We start from the raw sequence: 16,930 nt of genomic DNA, 5'->3' as shown, positions 1-16,930 counted from the left end.
AGGTTTTTTCAGCCCGTCCGGCGATTGAGGACGAGGCCCGTTCAGGGCCGAAGCGGGGGTCTGGGGGCGGCAGCCCCCAGCAACGCCCGCTCCGGCGGACGCCGACCGAGCAGCTCCGCCAACCCCCGCCGCGTAGCCGCCAGCACCACCCGGTCCGACCCCCGCAGAACCCGCTCGTCCGGCAGATCCCACACCAGCCCCGACCCCGGCCGATCCTCGTACGCCTCCTCCGCGGCAGGTTCTTCCCGCCGCCCGCCCGAGACCCCCGTATCCAAAGCCAGCACCCGCCAAGCCCCCGCCCGAAACGCCTCCGCGACCGTCTTCCCCTCCAGCTGCGGATGCCCTGCCACATCCATCGCGGCGAACAGCAGCACCCGCCGCTCCACCGGAATCGCCCCCAGGATCTGCCGCCCCATCATCGCCCCGGCAAAAGCGGGCGCCGCCAGATGGGACACACTGCGGCTCCGGGTGGACGCACGCGGATGAGCAGCCCGCAGCGTCCGGTACACGGCGGTCGCGAAGTCGTCGTCGTACAGCCGCAGTACGACCCGTAGATCGGGCCGCACGGACCGCGCGTACAGCGCGGCCTCGAGATTCGTCGTGTCCGCGCTGGTCACCGCGAGCAGCGCATGCGCACGGTGGATCTTGGCGGCCTCGAGAACGCCTTCCTGGGTGACGTCCCCGAGCACCACAGGAACCCGCAGCCGCCGCGCCGTGGCAAGGCCCCGGGCCTCGGGGTCGGACTCGACGCACACCACGGGGATGTGCAGTTCCCGCAGCCGGGTCAGCACCCGCGTACCGATCTTGCCCAGCCCGAGGAGGACCACATGCCCGCCCAGCCCCCGCGGCGGCTTCCGCAGCGCGGACGTCGTCCGGAAGGTGCCCAGCGCTTCGAGCACCGCGGCCAGCAGCACCGGCAGCAGCAGCAACCCCGTGAGTCCGGAGAGGAGTTGGAGGATCTGCCGTCCGATGGACGCCCCGATGGCGGGGTTGTCGATGGCGAAGAGATCGAGCAGCGTCAGATAGAACGCGCTCAGCGGATGCATCCCCGTCACCAGCCACAAGGCCACCGCGAGCGCGACCACGCACCCGATCATGCCCGCCAGCGACCACCGCAGCCGCCGGGAGAACAGCGAGGAGAACGCCACGGACCCGCGGGCCGGGGGCAGTTGGGGCCCGGCGTACGACACCTGCTCCAGTACGACGGTCCCTCGGCCGGTCGCGGCCCGTACCGCCGCTGCGTCGGGCAGCAGCTCCGGCCCCTGTTCGCCGCCGGTCTCGGCACCCTCCGGGGACAGCAGAGCCAGCGTGGCCAGCCCCGGACGGGCCAACTGCCCGGCGAGCGGCGTCCGTTCCACCGCCCGCAGCAGCAGACCGTCGGTCTGTACGACCTTGCTGGTGCCGGCGACGGCCGTGGCGGCCAGCGCGGGCGCGGCCGTATCGGCGTCGGAGAGCACGGTCGTGGAGGTGTCGTTGCCGGAGGATCCGTCGGCGCCGGTCGCCAACGTCGCGGCCTGGTCGAGGAGTTCCTCGATGTGCTGGCCGAGCCGCCGGTTGTAGAGCCTGAGGACGAGCCGCAGCCGGGGGTTGAGCCGGCGGGCGGTGAGGGCGGCGCGGATGTTGGTCTCGTCGTCGTCGTACACGAGCGCCAGGGCGGCGGCCCGCTCCACGCCCGCCGCGCCGAGCGCCTCCTCGGTCGCCTCGGCGGCCTCCACGACCTGGGAGTTTGCGATGACGGGTTCGGTGGCGGCGCCGTTCGCCCGGTTGACGGCCGCGTTCACCATCCGGTCGAAGAGTGCCGCCGTGGTCGCCCGCGCGCGCCCGACCACCGGCGGTCGCACACCGCGGTCGGCGGGCGGCACGACGAGGGTGACCTGTTCGCCGTACACACCCCGCAGTTCGGCGGCCAGCCGATGCGCCAGTCCGTCGTCGCCGCACACCACCATGTGCGCCGACTGGTCACCGCTCGCCACACCTTGATTCGGAACGCTCCCCACGAGGGAGAAGACTGCCTCAATACGAGAGGTGGTTCCAGCAGCGACCGTGCGCAGTCACTGAACGGTCACTGAACGATCGGCCCTTCCCCGCCGTATGGATGGGGAGGGAAACCAGCGCCCTTACGCACCACCGGAGGTACCTCGCCCGTGGCCATCACCAAAGCAGCCCCCACCGGGGCGGACAGCCATGAGCCGGTGGACGGCCTTCCCGCCACGAGGCCACCCGACCCGAATTCGCCGGACCCGAATCCGTCCGACTCCAATCCGTCCGACTCGAATCCGTCGGACGCGAAACCGTCCGACTCGAAGTCGCCCCTCGTCCTGACCATGCTGCTGCTCCTGCTGGTGCTGCTGCAGGGCCCCATCCGCGGAGCGCTCTCCGCACCCGTCATGCAGAGCTGGATGACGGTGTTCGTGGCCGTCCTGGTGCAGGCGCTGCCCTTCCTCGTCCTCGGTGTCCTGCTCTCGGCGGCGATCGCCGTGTTCGTACCGGCGTCGTTCTTCGCCCGCGCGCTGCCGAAGCGGCCCGTGCTGGCGGTCCCGGTCGCCGGGATGGCGGGCGCGGTGCTGCCGGGCTGCGAGTGTGCGTCGGTGCCGGTGGCGGGCGCGCTGGTGCGCCGGGGCGTCACCCCGGCCGCAGCCCTCGCCTTCCTCCTCTCCGCCCCGGCGATCAACCCGATCGTGCTGACGGCGACCGCGGTCGCCTTCCCCCGCAACCCGGAGATGGTCCTCGCCCGTTTCGCCGCCAGCCTGCTCGTGGCGTGCGTGATGGGCTGGCTGTGGCAACGCCTGGGCCGCACCGACTGGCTGCGTCTGCCGGAGCGTCCGCACTACGACGGCCAGAGCAAGGGCGCCGCATTCTGGGGCTCGGTCCGCCACGACGTGATGCACGCGGGCGGTTTCCTGGTCATCGGTGCGATGGCCGCGGCGACGCTGAAGGCGGTGGCCCCGGCGAGCTGGCTGCGCACGGCGGCCGAAAACCCGGTCGTCGCGATCCTCGCGCTGGCGATCCTCGCCGTACTGCTGTCCATCTGCTCGGAGGCGGACGCGTTCGTGGCGGCGTCACTGACCCAGTTCTCGCTCACGGCCAAGCTGGCGTTCCTGGTCGTCGGCCCGATGATCGACCTCAAGCTCTTCGCGATGCAGGCGGGCACGTTCGGCCGCGGTTTCGCCCTGCGCTTCGCCCCCGCCACCTTCGCCCTCGCGATCGCGGGCGCGGTCCTGACCGGGGCGGTGCTCCTGTGAACCGGCAGGCACAGGCGGCGGTCCTGTTCCTCACGGGTGCGGCCCTGCTGCACGCGGGCTTCACCAACCTGTACCTGCGGTACGTCAAGGCAGGACTGCAGCCGCTGCTGCTGGCGTCGGGCGCGGTGCTGATCGCGGCGGCGCTGGCGACGGTCTGGTACGAGTGGCGGGGGAGCAAGGGGAAGCAGAGCGACGGACACGGTGACGGTCACGATCAGGACGACGGCCATGCTCACGATCACGGCGACGGCCATGTCCACCGCGAACCCCGTGTCTCCTGGCTCCTGGTCCTCCCCCTCCTCGCCCTCATCCTGGTCGCCCCGCCGGCCCTCGGCTCGTACAGCGCGATGCGCACCGGTACGGCGCTGCAACAGCCCTACGGCTACAACAAGCTGCCCGCCACCGGCCCGCTCGACCTCAATGTGGTCGACTACGCGACCCGCGCCGTGTACGACCACGGTCGTCACATCGAGGGCCGCCAGATCAAGATCACCGGTTTCGTCGCCCTGGACCGTACCGGCAGCCCGTACTTGGTCCGCATGGCCCTCAACTGCTGTGCCGCGGACGCCCAACCGGTGAAGATCGCCCTGACCGGCACGATCCCCCCGGTCCTGCAGCCGGACAAGTGGCTGGAGGTGACCGGGACTTACACCGCCAAGCAGACCAAGGATCCGGTCAACAACGGCCCGATACCGTACCTCCGGGTCATGGCGGCGACGCCGGTGCCGACACCGAAGGACCCGTACGACGAGTCCTGGAACAACTGACGGCGAGCCGCCTGCCCAGCCCGTATGCCTGCCCCTGTCCCTCCCCTGGATATCTGACGGACCGTCAGTTATCGTCCCCTGCTGTGCAGTTTCTGAACGGTGAGGGAAACGGGTGAATGAAGGGGTGAGCGCAGTGGAGACGACGACACGTCCCCCCAGTCCGCAGCCGACCGGGGCTCCCCGCTGGGTGGCGCTGTTCCACCGGCCCTCCTCGGCCTCCTGGCAGGTGTGTGCGGAGTCGCCGTACCGCGCTCCTGTGCAGTACGCGCTCGGCGAGATGGCCCACACCGTGCGGGCACGCGGCGGCGACTTCGCGGTCAGTCTGTGGGGTCCGAAGGACGGGGCGTGGCAGCGCTTCGACGTATCGACTGCGACCGCGAACGCCGCGAACACCACTGACGCCGCGAACGCTGTGAATGCCGCGACGCCGGAGCCGCCGTCCGCCGGCCCCGAGGAGCCGCGCACGCTGACGGAACGCATGAGCGGCCGCCGGCAGCAGGTGCTCATGGCCGGGCTCGGCAAGGCAGGGCTCCATGACCTTGCGCCGGACGACTACGCAGCCGTACAGGCCCTGGTCGAGCAACTCGACGAGACCACGGTGCGAAAGGTCGCCCAGTGGCTGACCGCGGCAGGCGGTCAGTAGCGCGGCAGGGCACCGGCAGGGCAGCGGCCGGGCATAAGAATGCCCGACCGCTGGCGACGGGGGATGCACCAGCGATCGGGCTGTGGCCAAGCCTAACAAGGCTGCAGGCCCGACGGGAGTCGACTGCTCCGCCGCGTCGTGGGGATGTGGCCGGGATCACTGGCTCGGCCCCGTTGACGAGGGCCGGCGTCAGCGCTGTCACCAGGGCGTCGACCAGTTCGGACTACTGGCCGCACGGAGGTTTGTACGAGAGTCGTGGCAGATATTCGTGCCACTTCTCGGGTGTCAGAACGCCCCGTGTGGTCGAGCAGATGTGCTGGATCGCGTGGTCGGAGTCGAGGTTCCACAGCCGTACGGTGTCCGCGCCGCTCGACACCCCGAGCATGTGGCTGCCCGGGCTGAACGACAGGAAGTTGCCGGTCTTGGCGTTGGGGCTCATCGACTGACCGATGGGGGCGGCCTCGGAGGGGTGGGACACATTCCAGAGGCGGACCGTGTTGTCGTTGCCGCCGCTCGCCAGGGTGTCGCCGTCCTCGCTGAGGGTGAGCGACACGACCGCTTCGGTGTGACCGATCAGGGGCTTGCCCTCCTCGGACGCGTCGAGGGGGTCGGTGACATTCCACAGCCGGACCGTGTCGTCGTCGCTGCCGCTGGCCAGCGTATGGCCGTCCGGACTGTAGACGAGGACGTTGACGGGTCCGCCGTGCCCTGTGAGCGGTGTGCCGAGGGAGGTGACACGGCGGGGGTCGGTGACGTTCCAGAACCGGATGGTGGCGTCCGCGCTGCCGCTGGCGAGGGTGTGGCTGTCCGGGCTGAAGACGAGGCTGTTGATGAAGCCCTTGTGGCCGGTGAGCGGAGCGCCGTACTTGACGGCGTGGGACGGGTCGGCGACGTTCCAGAGCTGGATGGTGCGGTCGTTGTAGGGGCTTGCGAGCATGCGTCCGTCCGGGCTGAAGGCCAGTGCGTCGGAGCCCGTGAAGCGGGTCCGCATGCTGAGCGGCGGGCCGTAGGGGACCGGCCGGGTCGGGTCGCTGACGTTCCACAGGTACAGCTTCTGGCGTCCGTTCATCACCGCGAGGGTGTGGCCGTCGGGGGAGAACGTCAGCGTGCGCCCGCCGCCGTCCGCGGGCATGAACGGTCTGCCGATCGCCACGGGCCGACCGGGAACCGTCACGTTCCACAGCCGGATCCGCCCGTCGCGCGCGGCCATGGCGAGCACCTTCCCGTCCGGGCGGAACGCCCCGCTCTCGCCGACCATGTCCGACATCGGCACCGACCACAGGCGCACCTTGCTGTCGCCGCTGCCCGTGGCGAGGGTGCGGCCGTCGGGGCTGAAGCCGACGGCGTACATCTCGCCGCTGCTGCCCGCGAGCGGCTCGCCGACCTGCGAGGGGAAGGCCGGATCGCTGACGTTCCACAGACTCGCCGTGCTGTCGGCGCTGCCGGCCGCGAGCATGTTGCCCTTGGGGCTGAAGGCCACCGACCACACGGGACCGGTGTGGCCGGCGAGCGGTGTGCCGAGCTGGGCGGCGTGGCGCGGGTCGGTGACGTCCCACAGCCGGATGGTGTCGTCCGCGCTGCCGCTGGCGAGGGTGTGCCCATCGGGGCTGAAGGCCACGGAGTGCACCGTGTCCGTGTGGCCCTTCAGCACCGTGTCGATCGGCTTCGGGTGCCGCGGATCGGTGGTGTCCCACAGCATGATCGTGTCGTCGTCGCCACCGGCCGCCAGCAGGTGCCCGTCGGGGCTGAAGGCCACCGAGCGGACGGCGGCGCTGTGGCCGGTCAGGGCACCGAGCGTCTTCGGCCGGGCCGGGTCGGTCAGGTCCCACAGCCGTACGGTGTGGTCCTCGCCGGCGGAGGCCAAGGTGTGGCCGTCCGGGCTGAAGGCGAGCAGGTAGACCGTGCCGGAATGGCCGGTCAGAGGCGTACCGAGCGGCTTGGGGTGCGCGGGATCCCGTACGTCCCACAGGCGGATGGTGCCGTCGTCCCCGGTGCTGGCCAGGGTGTGGCCGTCCGGGCTGAAGAGCGCGGTGCTCACCCAACTGGTGTGGCCGGTGAGCGGCTTGCCCAGTGGCTTCGGGTGCGAGCGGTCGCTGACGTCCCACAGCCGGACCGTGCGGTCGTAGCTGGCGGTGGCCAGGAGCTTCCCGTTCGGACTGAACGAGGTGAGGTAGACGGCGCCGGTGTGGCCGAGCAGCGGTGTGGCCAGCGGCGCGTTCACGATCGAGACCAGCCGGTTGTGGGCGCCCGCGTCGTCCGGCCGCAGGTCGTGCGCCACCAGGTCCAGCTGCGCGGAGAGCGAGGGGTCGGTGTACTGGACGCGGTCGGCCTCGGCGACCACCTGCTCGAACACCGCGTCGTTGCGCTGCTGCCAGGCGACGACCGCCGTGCCGGCGGCCAGGACCGCCAGGACGACCAGTGCGGACACCGCGCCGCGCCGCATCACCAGGGCGCGCTTGCGCAGCCGTACCGAAGCGGCCAGGAACTCCACCGCGCTGCGGGTCAGGAAGGTGTCGCCGGCGGACTTCGCCCAGCTGCGGGCCTGGGCCAGCCGTGAACCCCGGTACAGCAGCGAGGAGTCGCGGTCCGAGCCCTCCCAGGCCCGGCCGTCCTCCTCCAGCTGCTGGCGGAGCAGATGGTCGTTCCTGCCCTCGTCGATCCAGTCCCGCAGGCGCGGCCAGGCGGTCAGCAGCGCCTCATGGGTGATCTCCACGGTCTCCGCGTCGAGCGTCACCAGCCGGGCGCGGACCAGCGCCTCCAGTGACTCCTCCGTCTTGCCGGGATCCGTCGACTCCTGCGCCAGCTGCCGCCGGGTCCCCCGTCGGCGGGTGGCCTGGGTGTCCTCGCCGAGCCGGACCAGCCGAAGCAGCAGCAGCCGGGCGGCCGTACGCGCGGGCGGATCGAGGCTGGACCAGGCCCGCTCGGCGGTCGCGGCCACCGCGCCCTGGATCCCGCCCGCGGCCCGGTAGCCGGCCAGCGTCAGCCGCCCCGCCTTGCGCCGCTGCCAGGTGGCGAGCAGCGCATGGGACAGCAGCGGCAGCACCCCGGCGTCGTGCGCCCCGCGCGGCCCGTCGGTGCTCACCTCCCGGACGATCAGCTCCGCGAGGCCCGGTTCGAGCTCCAGCCCCACGGCCTTGGCCGGCCCGGTCACCGCCTCGCGCAGCTCCGCCGTGCTCAGCGGCCCCAGCACCATGTGCCGGTGCTGCAGCGCGTCGGCCAGTTCGGGATAGCGCAGGCACTGCTCGTAGAAGTCGGCGCGGATGCCGAGGACCACGAGCACCGCGGCCGCCTCGTCCGGTCCGGCGGGCGAGCACGCGGCGTGCAGGACCTGGACGAAGGCGCGTCTGCTCGCCTCGTCGGCGCAGAGGGTGAAGGCCTCCTCGAACTGGTCCACGATGACGACCGGCCGATCACCGGGATCACCGGGGGATGCCTCGCGCCCCGCCCACTCGGCGACGGCGCCCCGGACGGCGTGGGCGAACTCGGGAGTGCCGGGTTCTGTTGCCGGAGAGTCGTGAGAGTCGTGAGAGTCGTGAGAGTCGTGAGAGTCGTCGGGTGCTGCGGAGACGACGGGTACGAGCTCGGGGATCCGCCGGGTCAGCTCCCCGATGGGATCGGCGCCCGGCACGAGCTGCAGAACCGCCCTCGGCCGGCTGTTGTCGTCGCCGAGTGCGCCGTTCTGCACGGCGGTCACCAGACCGGCGTTCAGCAGGGAGGACTTCCCCGCGCCCGAGGCGCCGACGAGCATGACCAGTCCGCCCGTCTTCTCCGCCGCATGCAGCTGATCGACGAGGGCGTTCGTGCTGCGCTCCCGGCCGAAGAACCACCGGGCGTCCTGTTGCCGGTAGGAGGCCAGCCCCCGGTAGGGACACACACTGGGGACGTCCGGATCCTTGACCGGCGGACGCTCCTCCACTTCCGCGGCCGCCGCGGGACGGTCACCGGCCGGGTCGGCCAGGGCACGCTCCCACAGGCGCTGCCAGTGACCCATGTCGTACAGACCGGCGGAGACCGGCGCGGGCCGCGCACGCCGGGCCTGGGGTATCAGCACGTGCAGTACCGCGGCGAGGGCGGCGAACTGGGCCGGCACGTTCTTGGCCCGCCGCCAGTCGCTGATCCGCTGAGCGGAGACCCGTACGGGCCGCCCCCGCTCGTCCACCCGCTGCAGCTGTACGACCGCCTCGGCCACGCGCGCGAGGGGAGGGTTGCCGGCCTCCTTGTACAGCAGAGCGAGCCGTTCCGCGAAGGCAGTACGTGCCCCTGAGTCGGAACCCAAGGCCTCCACCCCTTACTTCCCCCCGCATATGAAGGTCCGGACGGGCATCCGGACCGGAAAACTCACTTTATACGGCTGACCTGCGGATTAAGCCTCCGGACCGGCACCGGAATCTCCTCACGGGAAGCCGCAGCTGGCAGGATCACGACGCAAGGGCGAACCCGTCACACACCGTCCGCGCAGGCCATCAGCTCAGCGCTTCGGGGAGACAGCCCACGACACCGAACCTTCTCGGCCAGCTTCCGCAGGAGCCAGGGGACGGCGGTGTCGGACACATCGCCCGAGCACGCGAGATCCGCGCCGTTCGGCGCCGGTCCCCACGAGGGGAGGGACCGGAGCCGAACGGCGCGGAGTGCTTTCTGGCCGTCTTGGCCGTCTTGGCCGTCCTGACCATCCTGGCCGTCCTGGCCGTCCTGGCCGTCTTGACCATCTCGATCGTCGCGGGCCACTTTTTGATCACTGTTGACCCTCCTTTGCTCCTGCTGTCACCGGCGTGACCTACGCTCCGCTCACTTCCCCAGTTCCACAGGGGCTCTTTTTCGTTCCGGGGGGTTCGAAACCACCGTGCGCACACGCACTCTTCCGGCCGCAACAGCACTCGCGGTCCTCTTCTGCTCGGCCGCGCTCGCGGTCACGTCGGCCGCGCCCGCGCTGGCCGACTCCAGCAGCCTCCTGCCGGTCACCTCGACCGGCGACGTCGTCGTGGACGGCGTCCACCAGCGGGTCTTCATCAGCGACCCGAAGAGCGGAAAGGTCGTCGCGACCGACTACAGCGGCACCGTCGTCGGCACGATCGCCTCGCTTCCCGGCGTCCGCGGCCTGGAGCTCTCCGCCGACTCCGGCACCCTGTACGCGGCCGTCGAGGACGCCGACGCGATCGTCGCCATCGACACGGCGACGGCCACCGAGGCCCACCGCTACCCGACCGGTGCCGGCACCCAGCCCGAATACCCGGCCCTCGCGGGCGGCAAGCTCTGGTTCGGCTACCGCGGATCCGGCACCGGAAACATCGGCTCGCTCGACCTGAGCGGCACCGACCCGGTCGTGGCGCTCGGCCAGGACACCCACAAGACCTGGAACGACGCCCCGATCCTGGCCTCCTCGCCGGGCGCCCCGGGCACCGTCGTCGCGGGCACCTCCGGGCAGAGCCCGAACGAACTCGCCGTGTTCGACGTGTCGTCGGGCTCGGCCACCCGCACCGCGTACGCCTGGGACCCGGGCAGCAGCAGCGACCTCAGCGACCTCGCCGTCACCCCCGACGGCAAGGACGTCGTCACGGCCAGCGGCTCGCCTTACAAGCAGCAGGTGTTCAAGCTCTCGGACCTCTCCGAGGACGGCAGCTACACCACCAACGCCTACCCGAACGCGGTCGACATCGCCCCGGACGGCGCGGTCGCCGCGGGCACCTTCTCCTGGTACGACCCCGACGTCCACATCTTCGAGCCGGGCGTCTCCACCCCTGTCCGCCAGTACGACTTCCCGAACACCGGCAACAGCAGCGGCGCCGACACCCTCGCGGCCTCGGGCCTGGCCTGGGCGCCGGACGCGAGCAAACTGTTCGCGGTGTCGTACAACGACTCGGACGTCTACTCGCTCCGCGTCCTCGACAACCCGACCAAGGCGGACACCGGCCTCACGGCGACGGCCCCGTCCACGGCGCCCCGCGCCAAGTCCCTGTCGGTCACGGGCAAGCTGACCTCGAACGCGGCCTTCCCGTCCGGCACGACGGTCTCCGTCCGCCGCACCGACGCCGAGTCCCCGTCCGGCAAACTGCTCGGCACGGCCACGGTCGGCGCCGACGGCTCGTACTCCTTCGCCGACACCCCGCCGGCCGGCGGCCAGGTCACATACACGGTCGGCTACACGGGCGACGAGTACCACGCGGCCGCCACCGCCACCACAACGGCGAACATCACTCGCACCGCGACGACGCTGACCCTCTCCGACAACGGCAAGGTCTACGCGTACAACACCGCGGTGAAGTTCACGGCGCACCTGGGAACGACGTACAAGAACCACACGGTCGAGATCTACGCCGACCCGTACGGCACCGACAAGCCCAACAAGCTGATCAAGTCCGGCACCGTCGACTCCTCCGGCAACCTCTCCACCACCGTCTACCTGACCCGAGACACCAAACTCACCGCCAAGTACACGGGCGACACCCGCTACGCACCCGTCACGGTCACGAGCACGGTGGGCGCAAGGGTCAAGGTCTCGACGGCACTCAGCGGCTACTACAAGACAGCGACGGCCTGGAACCAGACGTACCGCTACTTCCACAAGTCCAAGGACCCCGTCTTCGACACGACGATGACGCCGTACCCGGGCCGCAAGTACAAGGTGGAGGTCCAGGGCTACTACCAGGGCGCCTGGCGCAGCACGCACAGCGAGTACCTCGAACTCGGCGCGGGCGGCAAGGACACCCTCGAACTCACCGGCACCCCACCGACGGGCGTCCGCTTCCGCATCCGCTCGTCGTACATCGACACGCAGTCGGGCGACAACGTGAACTCGACGACGTACGGGACGTGGAAGTACCTCATCTTCACGAGCTGAGGACGGGGGCTGCCGGCTGGGGCGCGGGTCCGCTGTGGAGCAGGCCCGTGCTGCCGGCTGTCCGCCGCACGATGGCGTCGACCAGCGCGAACTGCTCCCGCTGGGTGCTCCGCGTCAGCGCCGTGCAGCGGTCGGCGTGTTCGGTGTCGGCGCACCACAGGCGCTGAGCCACGACGTACCGGCCGCCTTCGGGGACCAGCACCAGGTCGGGCCAGGGCGGCGGTGCTTCGACGGCGGCCCTCGCGATGGCCGCGTCCATGTCGCCGTCCCAGCCCCTGGGCACGCTGAACTCCGGGGTTGTGCCCAGCCGCGCGAACCAGGCGCGGGTGTCAGCCTCGGCCGCCGCGCGGAAGGCCGCCTCGTGCCGGCCGTCCCGCAGTTCGGTCAGGACTGCGTGGGCCAGGCGCGGATCGTCGAGGGCGGCCACCGGCATACGGTGACGGAGCGGGGTCGAGAAGCGGCGGGTGCCGGGGTCGTCGAGGAGTTCGGTGGTGCGGTCCTGCGCCGTGGTGAAGACGGCGCCCGCGTCGGCGAGGCGCAGCCACAGGTCCCAGTCCTCCAGGCCGTACCCGGCCCGCCAGCCACCGACGCGCTCGGCCAGCCCGGCCCGATGGGCGACGCGTGACGGCTCGAAGATCGGCCCGAGCAACTGGAGTTCGGGGTGCCAGCACAGTCCGAACGCGTCGGACGAGGCGGTCACCTCGCCGTGCCGGTTCCGGCGCCGGAAACCGGTGGCGACGAGTTCACCGCCCTCCCCGAAGAGGGAGAGCAGCACGTCGAGATGGTTTTCGAGCCATACGTCGTCGTGGTCGATGTAGGCGATGTACGCACCTCGGGCAAGGCCCAGTCCCTCGTTGCGGGGGCCGCTCGGGTGGCCGTGCCGCGCGGTGCGTACGAGGCGGACTCGCTCGTCCTCGCGGGCGGCGGCGCGTACCCAGTCCTCTGTGTCGTCGGTGCAGCCGTCCGACATGACCAGCAGTTCCCAGTCGGTGACCGTCTGAGTCCTGACCGATTCGAGGGTGCGCACGATGGCCTGGGAGCGGTTGTACGTCGGGCAGATCACCGACACCAGGGGTCGGGAGGTCCGTGCCATGTCAGTCCTCCGTGCCGGGACGGAGGAAGGGGAGCCCCACGGAGCCGTCCGCCGCGGCGCAGCCGGCGAGCAGGACGCCCGCGGCGCCGGTGGCCAGATCGGTGGAGAGCCGCAGCGCGTGGTCGCCGAAGAACGCGGGTCTCCCGTCGAGCAGGTGGGAGTGCCAGGCGAACGCGGCCGAGTGCCGCCGCAGCGCGGCGTCGGCCTCCGGGTCGCCGTCGCGCATGTGCGCGAGCGCGAGGACGAGACCTGCCCGGCCGTGGAAGAGGCCGGCGTGCTGGACGAAGCGCGGCTTCGTCACGTCGCGGATCGCGTCACGGGCCGCCGCGAGTTCGGGGTCGGGCCGGTGGACGAGGGCATCGTGCAAGACCATGCCCAGGCCCGCGCTGCCCGCGGCCAGCAGTGGTGAGCGCCAGGGTGCCTCGTCGCCGCAGGGCCGCGCCGGGTGGCCGATGTCGGCCATGTCCTGCCGCAACGCCTCCACGGCGTGGTGCAGCAGCTTGGCGTCGCCGGTCTCCTCGTACAGGCGCAGGAGGAACAGGGCGGCGCCCGTGTGGCCGTGCAGCAGGCCAGGTCGGGGGCGGCCGGACGGAGCGGGGCCGCGGGCCGCGTCGACGAGGCGGTCGGCGATGCCCGCGGCGGCGTCCAGCAGAGCCCGGTCACCGGTACGGGTGGCGAGGTGTGCCAGGGTCAGGCCGATGCCGGGCAGGCCGCGGTACAGAGTGGCATCGGCCGCGTCGAGCGCCGCGTCGTCCACGCGTCCGAGCAACTCGAGCGCCTCGTCCGTACGGTCGAGACGGTCCAGGGCGTATGCGACGCCGGCCAGCCCGTCGTAGAGGCCGGGGCGCGGCTCTGTCATGCGGCGGGCGGCGCGCAGCAGCCAGTCGGTGTGCCGGGCGGGGGCCGGTGTGCCCGCCTCGGCGAGCGCCCACAGCACGCCGGCCGCGCCGTACGCGAAGGTCAGGCCGCCGTCGGGAGTGCGGAACTGCTGGATGTCACCGGGGTAGAGGCGGTCCTCGCGGTCCGGGGTGGCGCAGGCCAGGATGCCGTCTGCGATGCTCCGGCCCATGCCCGGCAGCTCGTCCGGTCGAGTATCGGGCGCCCACGACCGTTCGGGAGGGCAGCCGCCGGGTACCTCCGCATCGGCACAGGGACCCAGGTCGGCCCGGACGCGGTCGGCGAAGTCGTCCGGCAGCGGGAAGTGCCCGCGGGCCACTTCGATGAACTGATCCACTTTCCGCGGTGACCAGGGAACCAACACGGTCAGGGGCACGAAGAGCGCCAGTCGCAGACAGCCCAGGGCGTAGCGGTCGACGGCGGTGCCGCGGTAGCCGGAGGGCGCGCGGAAACCTGGTGCGCCGATGGGCTGTCCGGCGTCGTCGGCGGTGTTGCTGCTCGCCTCGTAGTCGATGAAGGCGATGCCGCCGTTGTCGCGGACCAGCACATTGCTCGGGTGGAGGTCGCCGAAGACGATGCCGCGTTCGTGCATCTCCCGTATCCCGGCCTCGACTTCGTCCAGGATGTGCAGGGCCCACCGCGCGTAGGCGGCGTCGGCGGCGGGCAGGTCAGGGCCCGCGGCGAGCAACGGGTTGCGTTTCTCGATCTCCTGGGCGAGTGGGGTGCCCGGGACGAATTCGCGGGCCAGGAAGTAGTGCTCGTTGCCGATGCGGTAGTCGACGAGTCGGGGCGTGCGTGACAGGCCCGCGAGGCGCCTCAGCGCCCAGTGCTCCCGTTCCAGGCGGGCGACGGCGTCCGCGCCGGTGTCGTCCAGACCGGCCAGCGGGCGGGCCTCCTTGAGCAGGACGGTGTGTTCGTCACGGGTGTCGACCGCCTCGTACACACCGCCGCCGTTGGAGAAGTGCAGCGCCCTGGTGGCGCGGAAGGGGAAGTCGCGCAGCCTGCCCGCCTCGCGGGCGGCGAGGGAGTCTGTCAGGCAGTCGGGCAGCGGCGCCCAAGCGGGCGGGCGGAAGCCGGGGCCGCGGTGGTCCGGGACGAGATTGCCGTCGGGGTCGGTGACGCAGTGCACCAGGTGACCGGCTTCGTCGCGGACGGTCTGCTCCACGAAGGCGCCGTAGCGCACGTACAGCGGGCAGCCGGCACGCCAGCGCAGGTCGCTGAGGATGTAGGGGCCCGCACTGCCGTCGAGGAGTCCGCCGAGTTCATGCAGCAGCGTCGCCAGCTGCGCCTCGTCGACCGGGTAGACGGTGATGAACTTGCCGCTGGCGCTGCGATCGCCGTACTTGCTGTTGCGCCGGAACAGCACCTGTGTGTCGCGGATGTACTTGAACGTCACCCGGCGCGGCACACAGTGGTTCCAGACGGTCTCCAGCACGGCCTCGGCGTTCTGGAGGGTGGCGGAGACATGGATCTTCCAGCCCTGGCGCGGAAGTTCGACGGCCGGGGGGAGCACCGCGGTCCAGTCGGAGTCGGACCGGCGCCGCCAGCCTTCCGGCAGAGCGGCGAGGCTCCGGCCGAAGGCTGCGGCGGGAGAGCCCTCGTCCGCGGCGGGCCGGTCGTAGAACAGCCCGCCAGGCCGGCAATAGGGCAGGTAGTGAAGCATGGATGGGTTGTCCCTGATGGAGCGATGGCATGAGGCGTGCGGCTGTCGGCGGGAGTCGGTTGCCGAGCGAACGGCGGGTGGGTCCGGGCCCGGGTCACCCGCGGCGGGCGGGTCGGTGGCCGGTCACCAGCGCCAGGCGGGCGCGACGTACGTGGTGCAGAGCCAGTCCCACAGCGGCAAAGTCCCGGCGTTCACCTGGGCCGTGCCGATCCGGTCGGCGGGCGTGCCGGTCACCGTGAGCGGGTATCCGACGGCGGGCTGTGGCAGGCCGTCGGCCCGTACGGGCAGGAAGGCGGACAGCGGCGCGGTGGTGTTCCCGCCCCGGCCGTCGGTCACCACGGCCGAGCCCGTCCTGTCCCTGCCGGCCAGGCCGGAGCGGAACAGTTCCACGGTCGTGCCCTTGCCGATCACCGAGCGGTCGGCCGACGGCGGCAGGACCAGGCGGACCTCGCCCCGGGCGTCACGGACATAGCCGCCGGACACGCTGTACGGGAGCTTCACCCACATCAGCAGCCCGCCCACGGCGGCGACCGCCAGCGACGTGGCGAGGGACAGGCGCGCGGTATGGGCACCCGCCGCCCGCGCCTCGCCGAGGAGCCGGACGAAGCCCCGGCCGAGGCGGTACACGAAGTAGCCCAGCCCGCACAGCACCAGTGCGGCACCGATGCCGCCGAGGCGCTGCGCGGCGCCGGCCCACAGGCCCAGGGCGCCGGCGACGATGTAGCAGGGGAAGACCAGGCAGGCCAGGCCGTACGCCACCGACCAGCGCACATGAGGCAGTTCGCGGTGGTATCCGCTGCCGCCGAACAGGATCCGGGCGACGAAGCGGCGCGCGTCGGTCATGGCGCGGTCCCGCAGATGCGGCAGGTCGAGGTGGCTCATCAGCGCGATGTATCCGTCGAGCTTGATGAACGGCAGCAGGTTCAGCAGGCCGGTGGCGTAGGTGGACACGGTGAAGACCATGAGGCCGTCGCGCACCGTGGCAGCGTCCACGAACAGGGTCGCGATGCCACCCGTGCCGGCGATCACCAGCTGGGTGGCGATGCCCGCAAGGGCCACGTGGACGCGATGCGCCTTGTCCGACAGGCGCCAGCCGTCGGACACGTCGCAGAAGAACGCCGGTGAGAGGTAGAAGAGCATCACACCCATCCGGCTCGGTCGGCCCCCGTAGTAGGTGAGGACCGCGCCGTGGCCCATCTCGTGCACACAGGTGGTGACGAGCATCGCGCAGGCCACCGCCAGGTAGACGGCGATCGGCAGCGGCCGGCCGAGGGCGGTGCGCAACTCGTCGCCCTGGGCGGCCAGCGCGAGCAGGCCACCCAGGACGGCTGTCGCCGCCACCACGGCGGCGGCCCGGTGCGCCAGGGCGTTGATCAGCGGCGTCAGCCGCCGTAGCAGGCGCTCCGGCTTCAGAAGGGTGAACTGGACGGTCAGCGGAGGAGCGAAGCGGATCCAACTGGTCAAGTTCTTGCGCCTCTTGCTGCCTACGTCCGCGGTCCCGTCATCGAGCAGTTGGGAGTCCGCCAGTTTCCGCACCGCGACGTCCACGGCCTCGGGGGTCCACGGAGGCCCCAGCACCTCGGCCAGCCCCGTGCGGTCGCGGGTGCCGTCCACGGCGCGCGCGAGCCGTGCCAGGTCGGTCTGGACCCGGAAGTACCGGTGCCGGCCCCGCTGGATGACCCAGGGCGCGCCCTCCTTGTCCGGCGCGTGGACGGTCACGTCATCGGCGATGCGTGGCCGCGACGGCACAGCGGGAGCCGGCTCGCGGGTGGCGGTTCTGGCGGACATGG

At 71.6% G+C, this 16,930-nt stretch carries 9 protein-coding genes; 4 read left to right on the top strand and 5 right to left on the bottom strand.

The window, feature by feature from the left end:
- Window positions 1-41: 41 nt before the first annotated feature.
- Window positions 42-1,946 (bottom strand): NAD-binding protein, encoded by a 1,905-nt coding sequence (locus tag P2Q00_RS35750; protein ID WP_275778142.1) that lies wholly within the window; start codon window positions 1,944-1,946, stop codon window positions 42-44.
- 198 nt (window positions 1,947-2,144) lie between these two features.
- Between P2Q00_RS35750 and P2Q00_RS35745 the strand changes: the two genes are divergently transcribed.
- The 3 genes from P2Q00_RS35745 to P2Q00_RS35735 all read left to right on the top strand — a co-directional run bounded on the left by P2Q00_RS35745 (window position 2,145) and on the right by P2Q00_RS35735 (window position 4,652).
- Window positions 2,145-3,242, top strand: a complete 1,098-nt coding sequence (locus tag P2Q00_RS35745) for a permease (protein WP_425579558.1) — start codon at window positions 2,145-2,147, stop codon at window positions 3,240-3,242.
- Window positions 3,239-4,009 carry a TIGR03943 family putative permease subunit gene (locus P2Q00_RS35740; RefSeq protein WP_275778055.1) on the top strand — a complete coding sequence of 257 codons (771 nt, stop codon included), beginning with the start codon at window positions 3,239-3,241 and terminating at the stop codon, window positions 4,007-4,009. The genes P2Q00_RS35745 and P2Q00_RS35740 overlap by 4 nt, the downstream gene beginning before the upstream one ends.
- A 133-nt stretch (window positions 4,010-4,142) precedes the next feature.
- Entirely contained in the window at window positions 4,143-4,652 is a 510-nt protein-coding gene (locus tag P2Q00_RS35735) for a hypothetical protein (RefSeq protein ID WP_275778053.1), read from the top strand.
- A 223-nt stretch (window positions 4,653-4,875) separates the two neighbouring features.
- On the opposite strand, the gene P2Q00_RS35730 is transcribed toward P2Q00_RS35735, so the two are convergent.
- A complete protein-coding gene (locus P2Q00_RS35730) occupies window positions 4,876-8,937 on the bottom strand; it encodes an nSTAND1 domain-containing NTPase (RefSeq protein WP_275778051.1) in 4,062 nt (1,353 codons plus the stop codon).
- Between the two features lie 555 nt (window positions 8,938-9,492).
- Between P2Q00_RS35730 and P2Q00_RS35725 the strand changes: the two genes are divergently transcribed.
- Window positions 9,493-11,487, top strand: coding sequence for an Ig-like domain repeat protein (locus P2Q00_RS35725; RefSeq protein WP_275778049.1), 1,995 nt, complete (start codon window positions 9,493-9,495; stop codon window positions 11,485-11,487).
- Here P2Q00_RS35725 and P2Q00_RS35720 read toward each other — a convergent pair.
- From P2Q00_RS35720 to mpaP, 3 genes are all read right to left on the bottom strand, one after another.
- Window positions 11,477-12,580, bottom strand: coding sequence for a glycosyltransferase family 2 protein (locus tag P2Q00_RS35720; RefSeq protein WP_275778047.1), 1,104 nt, complete (start codon window positions 12,578-12,580; stop codon window positions 11,477-11,479). The genes P2Q00_RS35725 and P2Q00_RS35720 overlap by 11 nt on opposite strands.
- A 1-nt stretch (window position 12,581) precedes the next feature.
- The gene (gene lanKC, locus P2Q00_RS35715; protein ID WP_275778045.1) at window positions 12,582-15,140 is read right to left on the bottom strand and encodes a class III lanthionine synthetase LanKC; all 2,559 of its coding nucleotides are present in this window, start codon (window positions 15,138-15,140) and stop codon (window positions 12,582-12,584) included.
- A gap of 123 nt (window positions 15,141-15,263) precedes the next feature.
- Window positions 15,264-16,928: a daptide biosynthesis intramembrane metalloprotease gene (gene mpaP, locus P2Q00_RS35710; RefSeq protein ID WP_275778042.1), complete on the bottom strand. Its 1,665-nt coding sequence runs from the start codon at window positions 16,926-16,928 to the stop codon at window positions 15,264-15,266.
- Window positions 16,929-16,930: the final 2 nt, after the last annotated feature.

The sequence above is a fragment of the Streptomyces coacervatus genome (genome assembly GCF_029223485.1).
Classification (GTDB): domain Bacteria; phylum Actinomycetota; class Actinomycetes; order Streptomycetales; family Streptomycetaceae; genus Streptomyces; species Streptomyces coacervatus.
Note: the sequence above shows the minus strand (reverse complement) of the source record. Positions and strands in the feature narration are given on the sequence as shown.